General features: G+C 61.5%; 15 protein-coding genes and 1 riboswitch. Of the genes, 7 read left to right on the top strand and 8 right to left on the bottom strand.

The window, feature by feature from the left end; translation table 11 throughout:
* Positions 1-69: 69 nt before the first annotated feature.
* From copM to PQ455_RS20515, 3 genes are read left to right on the top strand one after another with little or no spacing between them, the layout of a single operon-like run.
* Positions 70-453 (top strand): CopM family metallochaperone, encoded by a 384-nt coding sequence (gene copM / locus PQ455_RS20505; protein WP_100239783.1) that lies wholly within the window; start codon positions 70-72, stop codon positions 451-453.
* Complete coding sequence (locus tag PQ455_RS20510) at positions 450-1,886, top strand: YncE family protein (RefSeq protein ID WP_048939397.1); 1,437 nt, start codon at positions 450-452, stop codon at positions 1,884-1,886. Before copM ends, PQ455_RS20510 begins: the two co-directional genes overlap by 4 nt.
* On the top strand, positions 1,883-2,455 hold the full coding sequence (locus PQ455_RS20515; RefSeq protein ID WP_273692004.1) for a DedA family protein: 573 nt from the start codon (positions 1,883-1,885) through the stop codon (positions 2,453-2,455). The genes PQ455_RS20510 and PQ455_RS20515 overlap by 4 nt, the downstream gene beginning before the upstream one ends.
* 67 nt (positions 2,456-2,522) lie before the next feature.
* Here PQ455_RS20515 and PQ455_RS20520 read toward each other — a convergent pair whose 3' ends face one another.
* The 5 genes from PQ455_RS20520 to PQ455_RS20540 form a co-directional block, all read right to left on the bottom strand.
* Complete coding sequence (locus PQ455_RS20520) at positions 2,523-3,755, bottom strand: phospholipase D-like domain-containing protein (protein ID WP_337958592.1); 1,233 nt, start codon at positions 3,753-3,755, stop codon at positions 2,523-2,525.
* A gap of 145 nt (positions 3,756-3,900) precedes the next feature.
* Positions 3,901-4,761 (bottom strand): universal stress protein, encoded by an 861-nt coding sequence (locus tag PQ455_RS20525; protein ID WP_273692006.1) that lies wholly within the window; start codon positions 4,759-4,761, stop codon positions 3,901-3,903.
* Positions 4,713-5,114, bottom strand: coding sequence for a putative PII-like signaling protein (locus PQ455_RS20530; protein WP_273692009.1), 402 nt, complete (start codon positions 5,112-5,114; stop codon positions 4,713-4,715). The genes PQ455_RS20525 and PQ455_RS20530 overlap by 49 nt, the downstream gene beginning before the upstream one ends.
* The gene (locus PQ455_RS20535; RefSeq protein WP_010339505.1) at positions 5,107-6,495 is read right to left on the bottom strand and encodes a voltage-gated chloride channel family protein; all 1,389 of its coding nucleotides are present in this window, start codon (positions 6,493-6,495) and stop codon (positions 5,107-5,109) included. Before PQ455_RS20535 ends, PQ455_RS20530 begins: the two co-directional genes overlap by 8 nt.
* A gap of 23 nt (positions 6,496-6,518) precedes the next feature.
* Positions 6,519-6,589: riboswitch (Fluoride riboswitch) on the bottom strand.
* 131 nt (positions 6,590-6,720) lie between these two features.
* The gene (locus PQ455_RS20540) at positions 6,721-7,638 is read right to left on the bottom strand and encodes a recombinase family protein (protein WP_017503726.1); all 918 of its coding nucleotides are present in this window, start codon (positions 7,636-7,638) and stop codon (positions 6,721-6,723) included.
* Positions 7,639-8,145: 507 nt separating this feature from the next.
* On the opposite strand from PQ455_RS20540, the gene PQ455_RS20545 reads away from it, so the two are divergent.
* Positions 8,146-9,018, top strand: coding sequence for a hypothetical protein (locus PQ455_RS20545; protein WP_273692188.1), 873 nt, complete (start codon positions 8,146-8,148; stop codon positions 9,016-9,018).
* A gap of 5 nt (positions 9,019-9,023) precedes the next feature.
* Here the strand turns inward: PQ455_RS20545 and PQ455_RS20550 are convergent, their stop codons facing one another.
* From PQ455_RS20550 to PQ455_RS20560, 3 genes are all read right to left on the bottom strand, one after another.
* Complete coding sequence (locus PQ455_RS20550) at positions 9,024-10,040, bottom strand: ParB/RepB/Spo0J family partition protein (protein ID WP_273692019.1); 1,017 nt, start codon at positions 10,038-10,040, stop codon at positions 9,024-9,026.
* 46 nt (positions 10,041-10,086) lie between these two features.
* Positions 10,087-11,289, bottom strand: coding sequence for an AAA family ATPase (locus PQ455_RS20555; RefSeq protein WP_273692020.1), 1,203 nt, complete (start codon positions 11,287-11,289; stop codon positions 10,087-10,089).
* Between the two features lie 189 nt (positions 11,290-11,478).
* Positions 11,479-12,573 (bottom strand): replication initiation protein, encoded by a 1,095-nt coding sequence (locus tag PQ455_RS20560; protein ID WP_273692190.1) that lies wholly within the window; start codon positions 12,571-12,573, stop codon positions 11,479-11,481.
* Between the two features lie 699 nt (positions 12,574-13,272).
* On the opposite strand from PQ455_RS20560, the gene PQ455_RS20565 reads away from it, so the two are divergent.
* From PQ455_RS20565 to PQ455_RS20575, 3 genes are all read left to right on the top strand, one after another.
* Positions 13,273-13,590: a single-stranded DNA-binding protein gene (locus PQ455_RS20565; RefSeq protein ID WP_273692022.1), complete on the top strand. Its 318-nt coding sequence runs from the start codon at positions 13,273-13,275 to the stop codon at positions 13,588-13,590.
* Positions 13,591-13,649: 59 nt separating this feature from the next.
* On the top strand, positions 13,650-14,552 hold the full coding sequence (locus PQ455_RS20570; protein WP_273692026.1) for a DUF7146 domain-containing protein: 903 nt from the start codon (positions 13,650-13,652) through the stop codon (positions 14,550-14,552).
* Positions 14,553-14,623: 71 nt separating this feature from the next.
* Positions 14,624-18,841: a strawberry notch-like NTP hydrolase domain-containing protein gene (locus PQ455_RS20575; protein WP_273692033.1), complete on the top strand. Its 4,218-nt coding sequence runs from the start codon at positions 14,624-14,626 to the stop codon at positions 18,839-18,841.
* The last annotated feature ends 215 nt before the right edge of the window (positions 18,842-19,056 follow it).

Below are 19,056 nucleotides of genomic sequence, written 5' to 3' on the forward strand. Positions count from 1 at the left end.
CGCATTTTTTCCGTTGCATGCTGCGAGGATGACACCTGCGACCGCTGTAGGCGTTATCGCCGGAACGCCATGACGAAAGGGCTTCACTTGAAACTGCTATGGGGATTGGCCGGCCTTTGCGCGGCGACAGCATCGGCGGCCGCACTGGCGGCATCGTCCGATGGCTTTGCAAGCCAGATGGCAGCCTCCATGGAGCGGATGCACCATGCGATGATGATTGCGCCATCGGGCGACCCGGACCGCGACTTCGCGGCGATGATGATCCCCCATCACCAGGGCGCGATCGAGATGGCGGAAGCGGAGCTCAGATACGGAAAAGACGAACGCCTGCGCCGCCTGGCTCAGGGCATCATCGTCGAGCAGCGGCAGGAGATCGCCGTCATGCAGGACATTCTCGCGAAAAAGACAGGCCCCGCTGCCAGCGCGCACCATCACATGGGAGACGACAAATGAAGAAGACGCTGAGCATCGTGTCGTACACCTTGCCGATAGCGGCTGCCCTTGTCGCACTCCCGGCAAATGCGCAGCAGGTTCCCAATGCCCAGCCTGATCGGGCTATCAGCGCTCAGGACCGTTTCTACACCTCGGACCAGTTTTCCAACACGGTATCGGTCATCGATCCGTCGACGAACACGCTGCTGGGTGTCATCAAGCTCGGCGATCCTACGCCTGCAAATCTCAGCCCGCTCTATCGCGGCCAGCTTCTGGTGCATGGCATGGGCTTCTCGCCTGATCGCCGTACACTGGCGGTCGTGTCGATCGGGTCCAACTCGGTCAGCTTCATCGATACCGCGACCAATGCCGTGAAGCACACCGCCTATGTCGGGCGTTCCCCGCATGAAGCCTTCTTCCGGCCCGATGGCCGAGAAGTCTGGGTGAGCGTGCGCGGCGAGGATTATATCGCTGTGCTCGACGGGACCACCTTCAAGGAGACGGGCCGTATTGCTGTACCCAATGGGCCGGGCATGACGATCTTCTCGCCCGATGGGAAATACGGCTACGTCTGTTCCAGCTTCTCGCCGGAAACCGTCGTGATCGACACGAGGTCGAAGCGCATCGTTGGCCGCGTGAAGCAGGACAGCCCGTTCTGCCCGGACATCGCCGCCACGCCTGACGGCAAGCAGGTATGGCTGACGCTCAAGGACGTCGGCAAGGTCATGGTCTTCGACGCCAAGCCGCCTTTCGCCGTGATGAAGACGATCGACACCGGGCCGATCACGAACCATGTCAACATCGCCAGGACTCCCAAAGGCCAGTTCGCCTATGTCACGGTCGGCACGCAGAATATCGTCAAGGTGTTCCGCACCGACACTTTCGACCAGATCGCCTCGGTGCCGGTCGGCGCGCTGCCGCATGGGCTCTGGCCCTCAGGCGATGGCAGCCGGATCTATGTCGGGCTGGAAAATGACGATGCAGTCGCCGTCATAGATACGGCCACGAACAAGGTCATTGCCACGATCCCGATCGGACAGGGCCCGCAAGGCGTCGCCTATGTGCCCGGCGCCGTGCCTTCGGGGCAAGGCCTCGACAACCTCGTGCCGCTCGCCAAGGCGCAGGGGAAAGCGCAGGTCGTCCTGGAAGGTCAGGGACAGAGCCAGGTGTCGCTGTTCGATCAGGGGCAGGTCCAGATCCTGCAGGCTGCCGTCGCCGGACTGGCGCCCAAGCAGACCTTTACGCTGGGTCTGGCGGCACGTCAGGATGGCACCGGTACAATCGAGCCGCTGGCCAAGTTCATGACCAATCCGGCAGGCGCGGCGATCGTCAATGCGGTTGGCCCGATCCGGCAGATCGTCAAGGATGCCGCGCCTGCAGAGCGCCGCTTCCTCGTAATCCGTTCCGGCGCGCCGGATGAGGCTGGCGCGGTGGTCCAGCGGCAGAAGCCGTGACGCTTGAAGCGATCCTTAGCCAGTACGGCCTTGCGGCTCTGTTCCTTGGTGCGGGCATCGAAGGCGAGACGGTAGTCGTGCTGGGCGGCGTGATGGTCCACCGTGGCCTGATCGCGTACCCGGCGGCCATCGCGGCGGCAGCACTCGGGTCCTGTATCGCGGACCAGATCTTCTTTGCCCTCGGCCGCCGGTTCCGCGATCATCGCTATGTTCGGCGCGTCCAGCAGAAGGCCGCGTTCCGCCGCGCCATCGATGTGTTCGAGCAGCGGCCAGTGCTGTTCGTGTTCGGCTTCCGCTTTCTGTATGGCCTGCGCACTGTCAGCCCCATCGCGATCGGCACGACCGCGCTTCCTGCCTCCCGCTTCATGGCTATCAACGCATTGGCGGCCGTGGTCTGGGCGACAGTCTTCGTGACCCTGGGTTACCTGTTCGGTGAGGGCATCGAGGCTGCTTTTGGCCGCGTCCGCGATGTGGGCCATGTTCTGCTGCCCGTACTCGCGGTGCTGCTCCTCGTCGGCCTCGCCGCACACTTCCGGCACCGCAGGCGCGAGGTCACAGCAAAGGACTGACGAGGCGAGCTAGATTTTCGCAGAAGCGGGAAACACGCGGGCGATCACGCCATTCCTCCAGCAAAAGTCAGTCGCTTCGGCGGATGTATCCCCGTTGGACATCCGCGAGAGGTCCGGTGGACGCTTCATCATGCAAGATCAGGCTGATCTCGGCATTCAGCATGAAGGAGCGAACATCGGCATTGCTGGATCCGATGACGGCCATGCGGCCATCGATCGATACGTTCTTCGCGTGCAGCAACCTGTCGCGGTAGAGGTGGAGGCGTACGCCCGCCTCGAGCAGTTCGCTATAATAGGATCGCTGGGCAAGGTTCACGAGCCGCTGGTCCACGACACGCGAAACGACGAGGTCGATCGCGACGCCGCGTGCGACCGCGTTCTTGAGCGCGGTCAGCAGGGCTTCGTCTGGGATCAGATAGGGCGAGACAATGGTGATATTCTCTTGCGCCTCGTGAACGAGTTCGACGAGCAATCGCTCATAGCCGGGCACGCGGTAGTCTGGCCCACTGGGCATCGCCTGCAATTCTGAGGCGCCTGAGGCATCGGGCACGGGCAAGGCCGCGATGGTCTGTTCGGTCTCAAGGAACAAGTCGCTGGCAAAGACCGCATCGAGCGCGCAGACAACCGGGCCTTCAACCCGCGCTACGAGTTCGTCATTTACGATCCCGGGCTTGAAATCGCGGTTCACAATATTCTGCGACCCTACGAAAGCGACCCTGCCATCGATCAGGCACAGCTTGCGGTGATTGCGCAGATCGCTTCGCGCACGGCGAAGCGCCGCGAAGCGAACCGGCAGGACCAGGCGGGCAGTGACGCCTCGGTCCGCCAGCATCGGTAGGCTGCGTTTTGCCCAAGGGCGCGAGCCCAGCGCATCGATCAGGACGCGGACATCGACGCCGCGTGCATGTGCGCGGCCAAGGGCATCTGCGACTTTCTGTCCCGTCCGGTCGTCTGCGAAGATGTAGGTCAGCAGATGCACCCGAACATGGGCTGCATCTATCGCCGTCACCATAGCGTCGATCGTGCCGTCATAGTCCTCAAGCAGATGGAGGGCGTTGCCCCCACAGTTTGGAAAACCGCCCAGCCATTGTGCAAGCACAGCTGTCCGGGAAGGCGCGCTTTTGCTGCTCATCAGCGCCTGCCCGGCACTCTCCCGCTCCGGCGCCGCCCGCCTGAAGCGGTCCCGCCGCCAGGATGGGAACGCGGCCCGGCCGATCAGGCGGTACAGGATGAAGGCGGGCACCGGCAAGAACAGCACGAGAAGCAGCCAACTGCGCGCCGCTTCGGGCGGACGCCGCACCGGAATGACCAACCATGATGAGCCGGATCGCCCATTCGAGCAGCAGATAAGCGAGCGTCAGGTTCGGGATGGAGATCATCGCGCGATGCTACCTGTCTCTGCTGCGTCGTGTCGATGCGCCCGTCAGATCACGCCCCCTTCAACCTTAGCGAACCATCAGGAGCGGGATGTCCGCCTTGGCGAGCAGGTGCCGGGTGGTTCCGCCTGCGAACCATTCGATCAGCTGGTTATGCCGATAGGCTCCCGTCACAAGCATATCCGCTCCCGCCAGATGGGCCTCAGTCAGGAGTTGCTGACCAAGGTTTTCGTGCGAGCGCGGCACGACGTGGAGCTGGTGCGCAATCCCTGCATCGTCGAGCAGCGCTTCCAGCATGAGCGCCGGATCACCTGCATCGCCGATCCGAATAGCGGTGACGTCAGTGGCGCCTTCCAACCAGGGCGTGGCCGCCTCGATGGCGCGCCTTGCCGCATCGGAGTCGCTCAAGCCGGCAGCCACACGCGAAAAGCTCTGACCGGGCTGGGGCTTCCAGGAAACCGGGACGATCAGCACCGGTTTCTGGCTATCGAACAGCGCGGCATGCAGGGCGTCCCCGCCGTCCATGTTTCGCTCGTGGGCGATCACGACCAGCAGGTCGGCATTGTTCGCCTCCTGCGTCACCACGACTTGCTCATCCCCAACGATGGTTCGCCAGGCAACGGGTGGCGCGTCCTGGGCGGCTCCTGCGGTCCATGCCACGAAAGCCGTGTGGCAGGCGGCCGATCGCTCGCTGGCCGTGCCTTCCCAATGTTCGCGCAGACGCTGCATATCGACCTCTTCGCTGGCGGCAACGAGCAGGCCGGGATCGACCACGACATTCAGCGCTTCGATTGTACAGTCCCCCACGCTCTGCGCTGCGAGAACGGCTGCATTGAGGCATGTCGCAGTGCTGTCGGCTCCGACGATGACGGAAAGGATCTTTATGCTTTGCTCTCCTGATGCGGCCTTGCCGGGGCTTCGATCGACCAATGTTCGAGCTGTTTGTAGATGACCACCTTCGTCGACAGCAGGGCGGCATGCCGCTGGCAGAACAGTTCAAGATCGGCGCGGTGGCCGATCAGTTCGACGCACATGGTCAGATAGGGATTGCTCGTTTCCGCGCCCTGATCGAGCACCGGCCCGTGGTTGCTGAAGCCGTAATGGGTATAATGGGCTACGGCGTTCATCAGACCGGCAGCCTTGGCCTGGACGACAAGCTCACGATAGAGCGGGCGTGCTGACCACAGCTTCCATGCCTTGCGCGGCTCTGCCGTATCACGCGGCGCCATGTAGATACGCAGCATGCCGATCTCGCTGGACGTGAGAATAGCCGTGTCAGTCATTTTTACGAAGATCCTGCTTTGTGATCTGAGGGCGCGCGGCGCGAACGCTCCGCAGCGTAATGCCGGGGCTGATGGAAATGCGCGGATGCTTGGGGACGGCAATCTGCTGAGACAGGTAGATGCCGCTGTGGCCTGAGCACAGATAGGCGACGAAACAGGCTACGGCGATGTAGACGGCATGGGTAGCACCGAACAGTTCGATGCCCATGATGGTGCAGGCCAAAGGCGTGTTCGCTGCCCCGGCAAAGACAGCAACGAACCCGAGACCGGCAAAAAGATCGACAGGAGCGCCGAATAGGGTGCCAAGGGCGTGGCCGAGCGCCGCGCCGATGAAGAACAGCGGCGTTACCTCGCCTCCCTTGAAGCCGGTGCCCAGCGTCACGACCGTGAACAGCAGCTTGAGCGCCCAACTCCAGTAGTCAGGCCCCGGCGCGAAAAAGCCGGCGATGGTGGGTGTCGAGGCGTCGGGCGCCCAGACGCCGAGGCCAAGATAGTCGCGCGTACCGAGCAGATAGACCAGAGCGATCACCGCCAGGCCGCCCAGGAAGGGACGCAGCGGCCCGAAGCGGACGTGGCGCTTCACGAAGTCGCCGAAGCCGTGCGACAGTTCGGAGAACAGCAGGCCGACCAGTCCAAACGCCACACCGGCAACGCCCGCCTCGAGCAGAAGCACCGGGTCGACGGCAATCGGTCCGACCGCGCGCTGGAGATAGTCGATATGGTACAATCCGTGGTGGATTCCCCACTGGTGACAGGTCCAGTCGCCGACAATCGCAGCTATCAGTACCGGCACCAGCGCCCGATATTCCACACGGCCGACTGCCAGCACTTCGAGAGCGAAAACGGCGCCTGCCAGCGGTGTGCCGAAAACGGCCCCGAAACCTGCGGCAATACCCGCCATCAGGATGATGCGGGTACTCTCGGCATCAAGCCGAAACATCGTGGCGAAGGCGCTGGCAAGGCTGCCGCCCAGCTGCACAGCCGTCCCTTCTCGCCCGGCCGAGCCGCCGAACAGGTGCGTGACAACGGTGCCGAGGAAGATTAGCGGCGCCATGCGCAAAGGTACGCCGCCGCCCGGTTCATGGACCTGCTCGACGATCAGGTTGTTGCCGCCTTCGACGCTGCGGCCAAACAGATGATAGAGCAGCCCGACCGCGAACCCGCCGACCGGCAGGAGGAACAGCAGCCATGGATGCGCAAAGCGCGTGCGCGTGGCAATATCCAGGCTCCAGAGGAAGGCTGCGCAGAGACTGCCCACCGCCGCCGCCATGGGAACAAGGAGCGCCAGCCAACGCAACACGGACAGAGCATGGTCGTGCCGGTCCCGAACAAAGGTCAGGACGTTCAGGTTCGACAGCAATATTGCGAATTTAGCGCGCACGATTCCTCCTTGTTGCGAAAACGCATCAGGTAGGAATCATCAGCCCGAAGGCGGTTCGGCCGAAGCCCGGCGGAAATCCATCGCCTTGCCGGCGCATATCGTATGGCGAATGCGTTTGGTCAAGCAGCAACGCATGCGGAGGTGGATCTGTACGGCAACTTCATGCCTCTCCTGCGCTGGAAGCTGTCAGTCGCCTTTCGGCCCGCAGCCGACCTTCTCCGGCATTCACGGCGATAAGGTCGCCGGTAACTTCGGCACGACGATCAAGCCCAAATTCCGCGCCTGAGAAATCACGCGCCTCACCCCCTCAGGCGACCATTGCGTACCTTTGCGCGGCGTTGGCTCTCGCAAATCCTTGCTCAACCACGTCGCGAGGCTGCGAAGAGTAGCATCTGGATCGTTGTTGAGCTTGTCGGCCACCAGCAATGCGATCCGACTGTCGGGAGCCAATCGCGGCGCCGCCTCGAGTATCACCCGATCAGCGTAGCCCGCTTCGACCAACGTTCGGCATGCCTTCACCAGGGTACGCTCGGAAAACGACCGCACCGGCGGCTTAAGCGCCTGAATACGCCGGAGCACCAAGCTCCAGGGTAAGTGCGGTCGCAACCGCTCGACGATTGGCAGCCATCGAAGCCGGCCATCGACCAATTCGTGAAGATGCTTTTCCTTCAAACTGTGGCGCAAGTCGCCTATCGCCGACGGGTCTCTCGCGCGCATCTTCGGATTTCCCGGTCTGGCGCCGCGCGCAACCGCGGCCTTCAGCCCTGCCCGCGTCCGCTCGCGAATAAGCGCACGTTCGAACTCCGCAAAGGCGCCAAGCATCTGTGTCATCAGCATCCCTTGCGGGCTGCTGGTGTCGATCGGATCATTGATCGAGCGAAAATACGCTCCCTTGGCGCGGAGCGCTTCGACGATTTCCAGCAAATGTGACAACGATCGTGCGAGGCGATCGATCCGCACAACCACGAGGGTGTCCCCCTGTCCCACCGCTGCGAGCGCGCTGGCCAGTTTCGGACGGCTGCGGCTAGCGCCGCTGGCCCGGTCCTCGAATAGGGTTACACAGCCTGCGCGTCTTAACTCACTAATCTGGGCGAAGGTATCCTGTTCGTCGGTAGAAACGCGGGCGTAACCGATCAAGGGCATTTGTCACAATCCATCTAACGGGGTCAACCGACCGGTTGTCCCCGTATGGTAATCGCTTGAGCCCCGGTTGACCATCGTCCGAGGCGGATCAGATGCCTGGCACCCATCCCGTTTGAACCGAGTGTGCGGACGTTGAGAGAAGCCCCCTGCCCCGCCTGTCCTAGCCTGTGAATGCGCTAAGAAAGTGTCGCCGAAAAACGCTGGAGATCAGCCACGCAGCATCCAGGCGTCCGGCGGTATTCTTCCCTGAATCCAGCCGTATTCTTTCAACGCAGGATCCAGAAATTGGGCGGCGCCGGAGCGTCCAGTCGTATCCTGAAAACGACAGCAGCCATCCTATCGACGCGACAATGGTTATGCAATAACTGCAATTATCGCATGTTTATTATTTGACCATATCGGGAAGGGAAACCAACTGGCGATTTTGGTTTCCCTCTCAAGTGCGATACCGTCAGATCGATGGCACGCCAAACCATAGATGAGTCTCTCACAGAACATGCCTTGCTGATGCTCGGCCGCCTTGATGGCCGACTCCGCAACAGCCCGTGGGCCGATATCTGGCTTGCCCGCGCGCGGCTGTCCGGTGCGGCGCACTTAGCGGGTCTCGCAGGTGTGCCGGTCGATGTCGAACATCTTCAGGACTGGATATGCGGACGCACGTCCCCTCCCCGCGCCTCCGAAGGCCTCAATGATCCGGTTTCTGTCGCGGCCGTGTTTCATCTCGCCATCGAGGCTACGGTTAGCGAGCGCGACCCGATTGCACGGGCGACGCTCAACATTCTGCGCACCGTCCTTGATGACCGCGCTGAAGCCGCGACCTGGGCCGCGAGCGACCTCGCCTATTTCGGTTCCGCTTGGCGTCAGGCCCGCATCGCAGCAAAAGCCCCCTACCCTGCCCCCACACTTCGCGCGGTCGCGGGAAGGATCGTCGATATGCTGGCTGTCGTAGGATCGGCCGAGCAAGCGGCGGTGGACATAACGGCAATCGACGGGCGAACGGTCATGCTCGAACCCCGCGCGCGCGATCGGTCCTGGCTGGTGGCCAGTCATGTGCCGGCTATCCTCCACGCCGCTGGTCTCACGCTTGGGCCCCTGCCCTCGCTCGTCTTGCTGCCTAAATTTCCTCCTCCGCAGATTGACGACATTATGCCTGTCATCACCCGGTCGCTACACACGGCCTGCAAAGCAGGTCTGAAAGATCTCGACTGGCTCGAGCGGCGCGGACCATCGACATTAAATGCAGCAGCGACCCGTCGGAGCCGCGCGCCTCTCCTGGCTCGCCTCGAACTGGCTTACCCAGGCCTGCGCCAACCTGCGGTGGCGCGGTTGCTCGGCATTACCCCGCAGGGCGCACGCAAGCTGATGGCGAAGCTCACTTAGGCGCACTATTGCCAGTGCTTGTCGAGCAACGCTTTCAGCGCATCTTCGGCTTCCGCGCGCGTGCCGCCCGCCTGCGTCAACAACGTCACCCTCAGACCCTTACGATCCTTGCCATCGATTCTGAGCAACGGCTTGCCCGATTGGGATGAAAGCGTTTCAGCCGTTCCTGACCTCTTGGGGGTTCCTGACTTCTTGGGGGGATCTGCGGCCAGCACGAGTGCGCGGATGATGTCCGGCACTGCCGTAGGGGCACCCTCCTCTCCAGATCGACTACCGAGAACTGCCGCTTCGGCGAATACGCGCTTACGCCGATCATCGGGTTTGAGAAGAGGCTTGATGGCCGTCACATGCTTGATGCGCAAATCTTGCGGATTCGGGAAGGCGGCCATAAGTTCGTTCGGTAGACGCGCAAGATCGAGGTATCGGCTCAGCCAACTCTCGGTAACCTTTATCCGCTCGGCCATGACCTTCTGACGCCCCTCATAATAGGCATCGAGCGCGCGCAGATAGTCGCGGGCGCGCTCCAGATCGGTGAGGTCTTCCCGCGCCCGATTCTCGATATCCGCAAGCCGGAAAGCTTCCTCGTCAGACAGCTCTCGTATGTCGACCAGGAAGCGAAAATCGGGATAATTATGGCTTCGCAGCCAGCTTATCGACCAATGGCGTCGTGCGCCGCAGATGACCTCGAATTCATAATCGGCCTCGCCGCGCACCCGACGCACGATCGCGGGCATTTCCTGACGGCCTTGTGCCTTCATGCTTTCAATCAGATCGGCACATCGTTCTTCGGTGAGCAGGGCATATTCGCGGTTATGGCCGATCCACATTCGACAGCGCGCAGGATCCACCAACTCGTGGGTCCGGCTCACCACAGTTCCAGCGGCCAACTCTGCCAAGCGGTTCTCTCGGCCCGTCAGCACATTCGTGCCGAGCCCCGGCCGACGGGGCGCAGAAGCAGTATCTTCCGGGGGATCGATCCCGGCCGCAAGCCCGGCGGCGAAACTCGCATTTTTCCTGCTCATGATTCCGCTTTCCCACCGGAAATTGCACCGGTGCAATTTTGCCCGTTCACGCCAAACCTTCCTTGCGCAATCGGTTCAAGTGACTGGGCCACATTGCCCGAATATCCAGTTCAATTTCAGCGTTGACGCCATCGAGATAGGTTAGGCACCGGTTGCGTACCGCGCTGCTCGTCACCGGCCCATCGAGCTCATAGACAGTCATTAGACGCGCTGTCGCATTGTCGATCTCGGCGGAGTCCTTCAGCGGCGTTCTGACCAAAGCATGGCCGAACAACGTCCGCATCAAATTGAGCAGTTCCTTTTGCATCGATTTGTTTTCATCGACCTTGGATGCCACGAATCGAAGGAACTGGAGCGTCGGTGCGAAACCTCTCTCCGCAAGCGTCTCGATTGTTTCATCGAGCATGGCCAGGAATGCCGCAGTGGAGGAAAAATCCATAACCGTTGGGGGCACCGGCACAACGAGCGCATTTGCCGCGCGCAGGACGGACAGCGAAATCGCGCCGAGGGCGGGAGGCGGATCGAGAACGACAACATCGAACCGGTCGGAGATACTGGCGATGCCTTGTGCAAGGCGATCGATAAGCCCCCCCTGCCCCCGCGCCATGCGCGCCGCAATCTCATATTCGGACTGAAACAATCGCAGATTGGCCGGGATCAGTTCCAGTCCATCGAAGTGAGTCTTCCGCAAAGCGTAGTCGAGGGAGGTCATCTCTTCCTGCCGCAGAAACGGGTAGAGCGTATCGTCCTCGGTCAGATCAAGGTCAGGCACATATCCGAACAGCGTCGTAGCGGACGCCTGACTGTCGCAATCGATCAGCGCCACACGATAGCCCTGGATTGCAAGATACTGGGCAAGATGCACAGAAAGCGTGGACTTGCCGACACCGCCCTTGAAATTCTGGACCGCAACCACGCAGCACGGGTCGTCGGCGGCTCGCCACGGTCTCGTACCGAACAACCCGCGCATGTCATTGAGCTGCGCGAGCGTATATCCGACACGCCGATTATTCTCGGTTCGCGGCGGGGGTGGAAGACGACCATCCTTCTCCGCGTCCCGGATTGCTGCCGGCGTGCGGCCAACTAGGTCAGCTGCCTTACCGATAGGGAAGGTCGGTTCGCGACGATCATCCGCCCGCGCACTCCTTGCGGAATCGCGCAAGCGCTCCAGCACCGACGAGGTGCGCTGGGCGAGCGTCGCCACTGATAGGAGGTCTTGCGTACCGTCTATGTCGAGTGATGCTGCCACGAGCGCCCCTTTTGAAACTAGGGGCACAATAGCCTCACTTGCGCTTTTACGTCAAACACAAGCTCGATTTCGAAAGTCGATCATCTGCGCCGAGCTCGATCATCGGCTGAAGTTGCCATTCCTGCCAAATTGGCCAGCCTATCCTGACTCGGTGGGGGCGGGCACCAAATTGCACCGGTGCAATTTCCGCTATGGCCGTCCCCGACGGGCCACGAAACTCTCACAAAATCCGGTCCATGAACTGGTCAGCTTCGCACCCTTAAGCTTCCCCAGGCGATCTCCCATTTGCTGGCGATAAGCGTCGGCAATGAGGTCGATGTCCCACCCACCGCCATGCGATCTGGCGATCGCCGCAAGCACCTCAGCGTTGAAACGGATCGTTCCCTGCGGAAACATGATCTCGGCGCCCTTCTCGGGCGAGGTCAATGAACCGACAGCCGCCTTGACGACCGATTCGACCGCCAGCGTCTCCGCAATCGTCTCTACTGTTTCTTCGCGTCGCGCCTTGCGTCCCGTTGAATGGCGCTCAATCTCATCCACAGTGGCGATCTGTGCCGGCGCGTCCTTGGGCTCAAAACGGAACTCGATTTCAGTAACCGTCCGCCCTTGGCGAATTTCTTTCCACTCAACCCGGAAGTGCGCGAGTTGGTCGATCTCAGCCTTTGCCTTTTCAAGAACCTTTCGGCGAAGCTGAGCGAAATCCTTATAAACGTCAGGCGATATGCCAAGAGCGGCGCGCAGCGCAGCCATATCACCCTTCCAGGTCGATTGCCGCCGATGGAGGCGCAACGATCCGATCTCATACAATTTCAGCGCATAGCTGGATCGAAAACCGAGCACTGCCTGGCGGTTAAGAACAGCATAGCTTTCCGACTCCTGGATGAGCTTGCGAGCATCCGGGGTGAACTCCCACTCGATCCAACCAGCGTCAGCGCCATCGCTGTCCTCAGCTTCCTCCCGCGATGAGGAGATAAGGGAGAAACGCAAAGTCGCCTTTTTCCCGCGCCAAGATCGGTCGTCGATGGCGAACAGCGTGCGGTGAAGCTCCTCGAGCATATCCGAAATGCGCTCATTGCCCTTATGCCCGCGCCGAATGTCGGCCTTGCGCATACGATGCGGGCGATCCTGCCAAGCATCACCGCCCGCCGTCAGGATCATCAGCGCAAGCAGACGGGAGGCGGTAAGGCTAAGAGACTGGCCCTTTACGAACTTGATTTCAACAATGCTGCCCGGCTTGGCAAATTCTTCGCCACCCTTGGCCTGCAACGCGGCTGCTACGCGCATCGCCCGGCCTGGAGCCGAATCAGCTTGCGCCTCGGCATCTTCAGCGACGCTTAGATTTTCCGCAGATTCCATGTCATAAGCCAAGCGCAAATAGGGCAGATTCGCCTAATTGCTGCCTGACCTGTCCTCTCTCGTCAAGTCAGGGCAGGCAAACGCCGGTTTTGCGCCCCCAACAGGTCAGGATGAATTTCGGCCAGCGATCAAGAAAATGCAGAATTTCCGCCGAGTCGGACGCTTGCCTCCCGATAATCGAAATTCCGCTGGCTAAACACGCAGGGGAAGGGAATGTTGTCCGGCTTCTCGCCAGTTTGATCGGCCATAATCCTCGCCCCCAATCGGTCAGGAATGCCCCAATAGGTCAGCTTCGATCCCCCAGTGGGTCAGGAAAGAGCCCCCAGCAGGTCAGCCAAACTCCCCCGCGAGGTCAGGTGAAAAGCCGCATAGCACTGAAATATATGCGTTTTCTGGCCGGGAATCTGAATCTCTTAGAATCACGAATCCTTCCGCTGCGAGCAGCGGCGTTTTTAGAGATAATTTTTGAAGAATAGCGAGCGGAGTGATTCGCCTTAAAGGATCCCCCCGAAAGAGGGGATTTCAGCAGACGCACTACCACGCCTAGCATTATCGCCATCCGTCAACGCACGCTTGGCTTTTAAGGCCGGCTGTTCATTCGTCTCATTCAGTCCACGGAGATGCAGCATGATCAATTTCGCCAAGTTCGAAATCATCGGGCGAATCGGCGAGATTGATGCCCGTCCCAAGGTGACCCTGCTGTCGGTCTGCGCCAATTATCGCCGTAAGGGGGACGACGCTGAGTGGACCGATGACAGCTATTGGAACCGGGTCAGTGTTTTTGCCGAGGGGCAGCGCAAGCATATCTCCGACAAGGCACAGGTGGGCGATCTTGTCAGGATTGCAGGCCGTCTCAAGGACACATCTTACGAGCGGGATGGCACAACGCACTACACGACTGATCGGATCGTCGAAGAATTCGGGATATTGGCTACCAAGAACTGATCCCGAGAGGGGAGGCTGCACAGCGACCAGTGCCCTCCCTCAGCTCCAGGATCCAACACATGCCCACGATAAGCCATACAGCCCAAGATCGCGCTCGTCAGATTGTCGAAAGTCTTGGCGGACGATGGAACGGCTCGCGTGGGGAATGCCGATGCCCCGCCCATGACGATCATACGCCAAGCCTCTCAGTGCGGCTCGGTAAAACGGCGATATTATTCAAATGCTTTGCAGGCTGTTCGCAAGCCGATGTGCTGAAAGCCCTTGATCGCGGGGGCTTCGATAACCGCACCCCGCTCACCATGCCGATACGACTATCCAACAATGATTTCAGTTCACTTGCGCTTCGCCTGTGGAAATCCAGCTTGGCGATAACAGATACGCCGGCGGCACGTTACCTCGCCGCCCGCGACCTCCACGCGGCTCCATCCGACCTGCGATTTCACCCCAGCACGATCATCGGGAAGGGCGAACGCCGCCAGATGCTCCCTGCGATGATAGCGGCAGTACGAAATGACATCGGCATCATCGCGGTCCACCGGACTTTTCTCGATTCGTCAGATATTCTGCGCCGTCCGCTTCGCAAACCGAAACGCGCGCTCGGGTTCCTGGGATCAGGCGCTGTACGTTTCGGCCAGCCCGACGATCATCTTGGTCTGGCCGAAGGTATTGAGGATGCCCTGTCCGCAATGGAATGGTTTGGCGGCGCAATCTGGGCTGTCCTGGGCGCGGAGCGATATGCTCATGTCGCTATTCCTGACCATGTGCGGCGCATCACCATATTCGGCCAACGCAATCGCGCCGCGCGGGCCTGTTTCGCCAAAGCCCATGACCATCTTGCCAGCAATGGTCGCGAAGTCTCTGAGTGCGTGCCGAGGGATCATGATGACTGGAATGACGCCTGGCGTGCGCGCCAACGCTCAATCGCGGAGCCCGCGCATCCTGTTCAAACAGGAGCGGCCTGAACGCTAGAGGGGAGGGGGCCTCCGGCGGGGTGACCTGGCGATCATGCCGGCCACCTAGGAGGACTTTTCCCATGCTCGCCAACTTTGCATCCGATCAACTCGACTTCTCCGATCCCGCTATCATCGCCGCCCGCGAGATCGCCGCAAAGATCGCTACCAATATTCCCATCGATCGCCCCATGCTCATCGCCGCGATGACCCGGGCCTATGGCTCGACCCCGGCGAGTGGAAAATGGTCGATCCGTGACGCATATGATGTGCTCGAACTGGGTCAGGTAATCTTTCTGTCCAGCAGCACATTGCCAGACGCAACGCCCGCTCAGCTTGCACTCGTCACGGCCATGGTCGCGCGCCTGCCAGTTCATAGCGTGCGCAGCGAAAAGCAAATCGATCTTCAACAATTCTCGACGCCGGCATCGATCGCCCTGATCGCGACCCGGCTCGCAGGTATCGGCGAACGCGATGTCGTCCTCGAGCCGTCGGCAGGGACTGGCCTGCTCGCCATCTTCGCCAAGCGTGCCCGCGCTCAGCTCATCCTCAACGAGATCGATCCCTGGCGCCGGGCTATGCTCGCGGTCGCTTACCCTGATGCGCGCATTTTCGGTCATGACGGTGAGGTGATCGACGATCTGCTCCCGGTCGATCTGGTGCCGGATGTCATCCTGATCAATCCGCCCTTTTCGCGCAGCGAGGGCCGCGGTCGCGATCGGGTCGCCGGGCTTCGCCATCTGCGATCAGCTCTTACACGCCTGCGCCATGGTGGTCGCTGTGTCGCAATCCTTCCTACCCGCGTTGATCCGCAATCGGCTGACTGGAAGCTCGCGACGGCCGGTTCTACGCTCGTCACCCAGATCGAATTACCGGCCAGGGCCTACGCGCCGCACGGTACATCACAAGCTGTTCAGCTTCTGCTCCTGCACAAAGGCGTTGAAGGCGTTCCGGTCAACGCGATTGCCTGCAGCACACTGGACGAAGCGCTTGACGCCTGTTCGGCCCGTGTAGCGCCGACGGTCTCAACGCCGACCGTGCGCCAGGGCCGGGTCGTATCGCGGTCATCGGGTCTACTTGCTTGCGCGCGCCGTGGTGCGATCAAGCCCATTGCGCTCCGGCGCATCGACTTGGCAGCCCCGGCCGAACCCGTCACCTTCGAGGTGCTCGATGCACCAGCGCCGGTGGGCGAACCATCCGGGCTATACCTTCCCTATCGACCAAGCCGGATCGTGCTGGCAGCGGCGCGGGCGCACCCCACCGCGCTGGTGGAATCGATCGCCATGGGATCAATCGCAGCGCCGAAGACACGCTATGCGCCGATCCTGCCGCCCAGGTTGCTGGCCGAAAATATACTCTCGGATGCACAGGTTGAGACGGTCGTCTATGCGGGAGGTGCATTTGAGCGTGATCTCCCGGGTCGGTTCCTGACCAAGGACGAAGGTCTCACATTGACGTCCGACGAGGCAGGCAGTGGGGTTCGAACCGGCTTTTTCCTGGGCGATGGCACCGGCGCGGGCAAAGGCCGCCAGGTCGCAGCCATTCTGCTCGACCAATGGCTTCGCGGCCGGCGCAAGCATGTCTGGATCTCCAAGACGGAGACGCTTCTCGAAGATGCTCGTCGTGATTGGGGTGCGGTCGGTGGGCTGGCGCTCGATATCCAGCATCTCAACCAGTGGAAGCTCGGAACGGCGATCGGGGCCAGTGAGGGTGTGCTCTTCCTGACCTATGCAACCTTGCGGTCGAGCCGGGGCGACAAGGGCACGCGTCTCAAACAGATCACTAACTGGCTGGGTGAAGGCTATGAGGGGATGATCGTCTTTGATGAAGCCCATGAAATGGCCGGGGTCGCTGGCGGGGAAGGGCGGTTCGGAACCTCAAAGGGATCCGAACAGGGCATCGCTGGAGTCCGATTGCAGAATCTACTCCCCCGCGCCCGCGTCCTCTACGTTTCCGCAACGGGCGCTTCGGACGTCAACAATCTGGCTTATGCCACCAGGCTTGGTTTGTGGGGTCCGGGAACAGCCTTTTCCGACCGCCGCGATTTCGTCGAAAGCCTGCGGCGGGGCGGCATCGCGGCAATGGAATTGATCGCTCGCGATCTGAAGGCACAAGGTCTTTATGCCGCCCGCGCGCTCAGTTTCGCCGGTGTTGAATATGACATCCTCGAACATCAGCTGACGCCGGACCAGATCGCGATCTACGATGCCTATGCCGATGCCTGGGGCATAATCCACCGCAACCTGCAGGCCGCGCTCGACGCTACCCGCATCACCGACAGCTTCAGCAAATCGACCTATAACGGCGGTGCCAAGGCCGCGGCGATCTCGATCTTCGAATCGACGAAACAGCGTTTCTTCGCGCAGCTGTTGATCTCGCTGAAACTCCCTTCGCTCATCCCCGCGATACATGCCGATCTTTCGCGCGGCGATTGCGTGGTGATCCAGCTCGTCTCCACGGCCGAGGCGATGCTCGACCGAACCCTTGCCGCACTCGACGCCGAGGCGCGGGCCAATCTGGATATCGAACTGTCGCCGCGTGAATTCCTCATGGACTATCTCAGCGCGGCGTTCCCGACGCGGCAGATGCGGACCTTCAGCGACGATTCTGGGAATGTCCGTTCCGAGCCGATGATCGATGAAGACGGGCGTCCCGTTCACAGCCAGGAAGCGCTTCGGATGCGCGAACAGTTGCTCGAGGAACTGTGCGCACTCCCGGTCGTCGGGTCCGCGCTGGATCATATCATCGGCCATTTCGGCGTCGATCAGGTGGCCGAGGTCACCGGGCGATCACGCCGCATCGTAGCGGACTCGCGCGGTGGACAGCGTCTCGAGAGCCGATCGCCTCGCAGCAATCTTGCCGAAACAGATGCCTTCATGCGCGGCGCCAAGCGCATCCTGATCTTCTCCGACGCTGGCGGCACCGGCCGCAGCTACCACGCCAGCCTCGCCGCCGAAAATCAGAGCCGCCGCGTCCACTATCTGCTCGAGCCGGGCTGGCGGGCGGACGCTGCGATCCAGGGACTGGGACGTACCCATCGTACCCATCAGGCATCTGCCCCGCTGTTTCGCCCGGTGTCGACAGATTGCCGGGGAGAGCGCCGCTTCATCTCGACGATCGCGCGCCGTCTCGACAGCTTGGGCGCTCTGACCCGCGGGCAGCGCCAGACCGGCGGGCAGGGTCTATTCAATCCCCGCGACAATCTGGAATCGGATTTCGCCAAAGATTCGCTGGTCACCTGGTTCAGGCTGCTCTTCGCGGGCAAGCTCGCATCGACCAACTTCACCGATTTCCAAGCGCTGACAGGGCTCAATCTCGAGGGGGAAGGTGGCGGGATGGTCGAGGATCTTCCGCCAATCCAGCGCTGGCTCAATCGTATCCTCGCGTTGCGGATCAGCTTGCAGAACGCGATTTTCGACGAGTATCTCGGCTTGATCGAGGCGCGCATCGAGGCGGCGCGCGAAGCCGGCACGTTCGATGTCGGCGTCGAGACGATCGATGCCGAACGGATCACCATTCTCGACCGAACCTGTATCCGGCAGGATCCGGTGAGCGGCGCTGTCACTGAAATCCTGCGGCTCGAGACCGAGCAACGCTATCGTCCGGTCAGCCGCGACCGTGTTGAATGGCTGCTCCAGGATGGAGAGAGCAGGTGCGTGGTGAACCGCCGCTCGGGTAAGGCCGCCATCTGCAGTGCCACCCATTCGCTCACCGACGAGGACGGCCAGCTGGTCAAGCGCTGGGAACTGGTTCGCCCTGCGCGAACCGAGCGCCACCGTCAGGACCTCTTTCTCGAGACGCAATGGGAGGATGCAGATGCCGATGAGTTTGCAACGCTCTGGGATCAGGAGGTCGAAGAACTGCGCCACCGCACCCGTACCGAGACGATCTATCTCGTCACCGGTCTTTTGCTGCCTGTCTGGGGCAAGCTACCGGACGATCATGTCCAGGTCTGGCGCCTGACCACCGATGACGGGCAATCCCTGCTCGGTCGGCTCATTCCAACGCCGATGGTTGCCAAGATCAGCAGCGCGTTCGGGGTCGCGGGCGCAATCGAGGTCGCGCCAGCTGATATCGTCAGGCACGTTCTCGACACAGGCGGTATGGAGCCGATCGGCCCCTACCACCTCAAGCGCAGCCTTGTAGCGGGCGAACAGCGCCTGGAGCTGATCGATTGGCCTGCAAGCCGCCTCGCCGAACTGAAGGCGGTCGGATGCTTCTCGGAAATCATCGCCTATCGCACCCGGCTGTTCCTGCCGCCCGCCCGCGCTGCAGATATACTCGCGCACATCGCCGGCTGATCGGCGCGGCGGCGATCAGCAGTTCCGCGTCGCCATGACCGGCGACAGCTGACGTGATCGTCGCCGCACTGGCCTGACACTCCAGATCATGGCGCGCATCCGCGCGTCACCCATCGTCCGGGTGCTCCAGGGTTGGAGAGGGGAGGGGGCTTCGCCTTGGTGGGCCTGATGAGCGGGTCCCGAGCGCAACATGCGGGCGCTCGTCTCTCCGACGG

Source organism: Sphingomonas naphthae, assembly GCF_028607085.1.
Lineage (GTDB): Bacteria > Pseudomonadota > Alphaproteobacteria > Sphingomonadales > Sphingomonadaceae > Sphingomonas_Q > Sphingomonas_Q naphthae.

Excerpts from the sequence above, each read along its gene's own strand:
- PQ455_RS20565 (WP_273692022.1), top strand. The coding sequence starts at position 13,273 with ATGATCAATTTCGCCAAGTTCGAAATCATCGGGCGAATCGGCGAGATT.
- PQ455_RS20540 (WP_017503726.1), bottom strand. The coding sequence starts at position 7,638 with ATGCCCTTGATCGGTTACGCCCGCGTTTCTACCGACGAACAGGATACC.
- PQ455_RS20550 (WP_273692019.1), bottom strand. The coding sequence starts at position 10,040 with ATGAGCAGGAAAAATGCGAGTTTCGCCGCCGGGCTTGCGGCCGGGATC.
- PQ455_RS20545 (WP_273692188.1), top strand. The coding sequence starts at position 8,146 with ATGCTCGGCCGCCTTGATGGCCGACTCCGCAACAGCCCGTGGGCCGAT.
- PQ455_RS20570 (WP_273692026.1), top strand. The coding sequence starts at position 13,650 with ATGCCCACGATAAGCCATACAGCCCAAGATCGCGCTCGTCAGATTGTC.
- PQ455_RS20510 (WP_048939397.1), top strand. The coding sequence starts at position 450 with ATGAAGAAGACGCTGAGCATCGTGTCGTACACCTTGCCGATAGCGGCT.
- PQ455_RS20530 (WP_273692009.1), bottom strand. The coding sequence starts at position 5,114 with ATGACTGACACGGCTATTCTCACGTCCAGCGAGATCGGCATGCTGCGT.
- PQ455_RS20575 (WP_273692033.1), top strand. The coding sequence starts at position 14,624 with ATGCTCGCCAACTTTGCATCCGATCAACTCGACTTCTCCGATCCCGCT.
- copM (WP_100239783.1), top strand. The coding sequence starts at position 70 with ATGACGAAAGGGCTTCACTTGAAACTGCTATGGGGATTGGCCGGCCTT.
- PQ455_RS20560 (WP_273692190.1), bottom strand. The coding sequence starts at position 12,573 with ATGCGCGTAGCAGCCGCGTTGCAGGCCAAGGGTGGCGAAGAATTTGCC.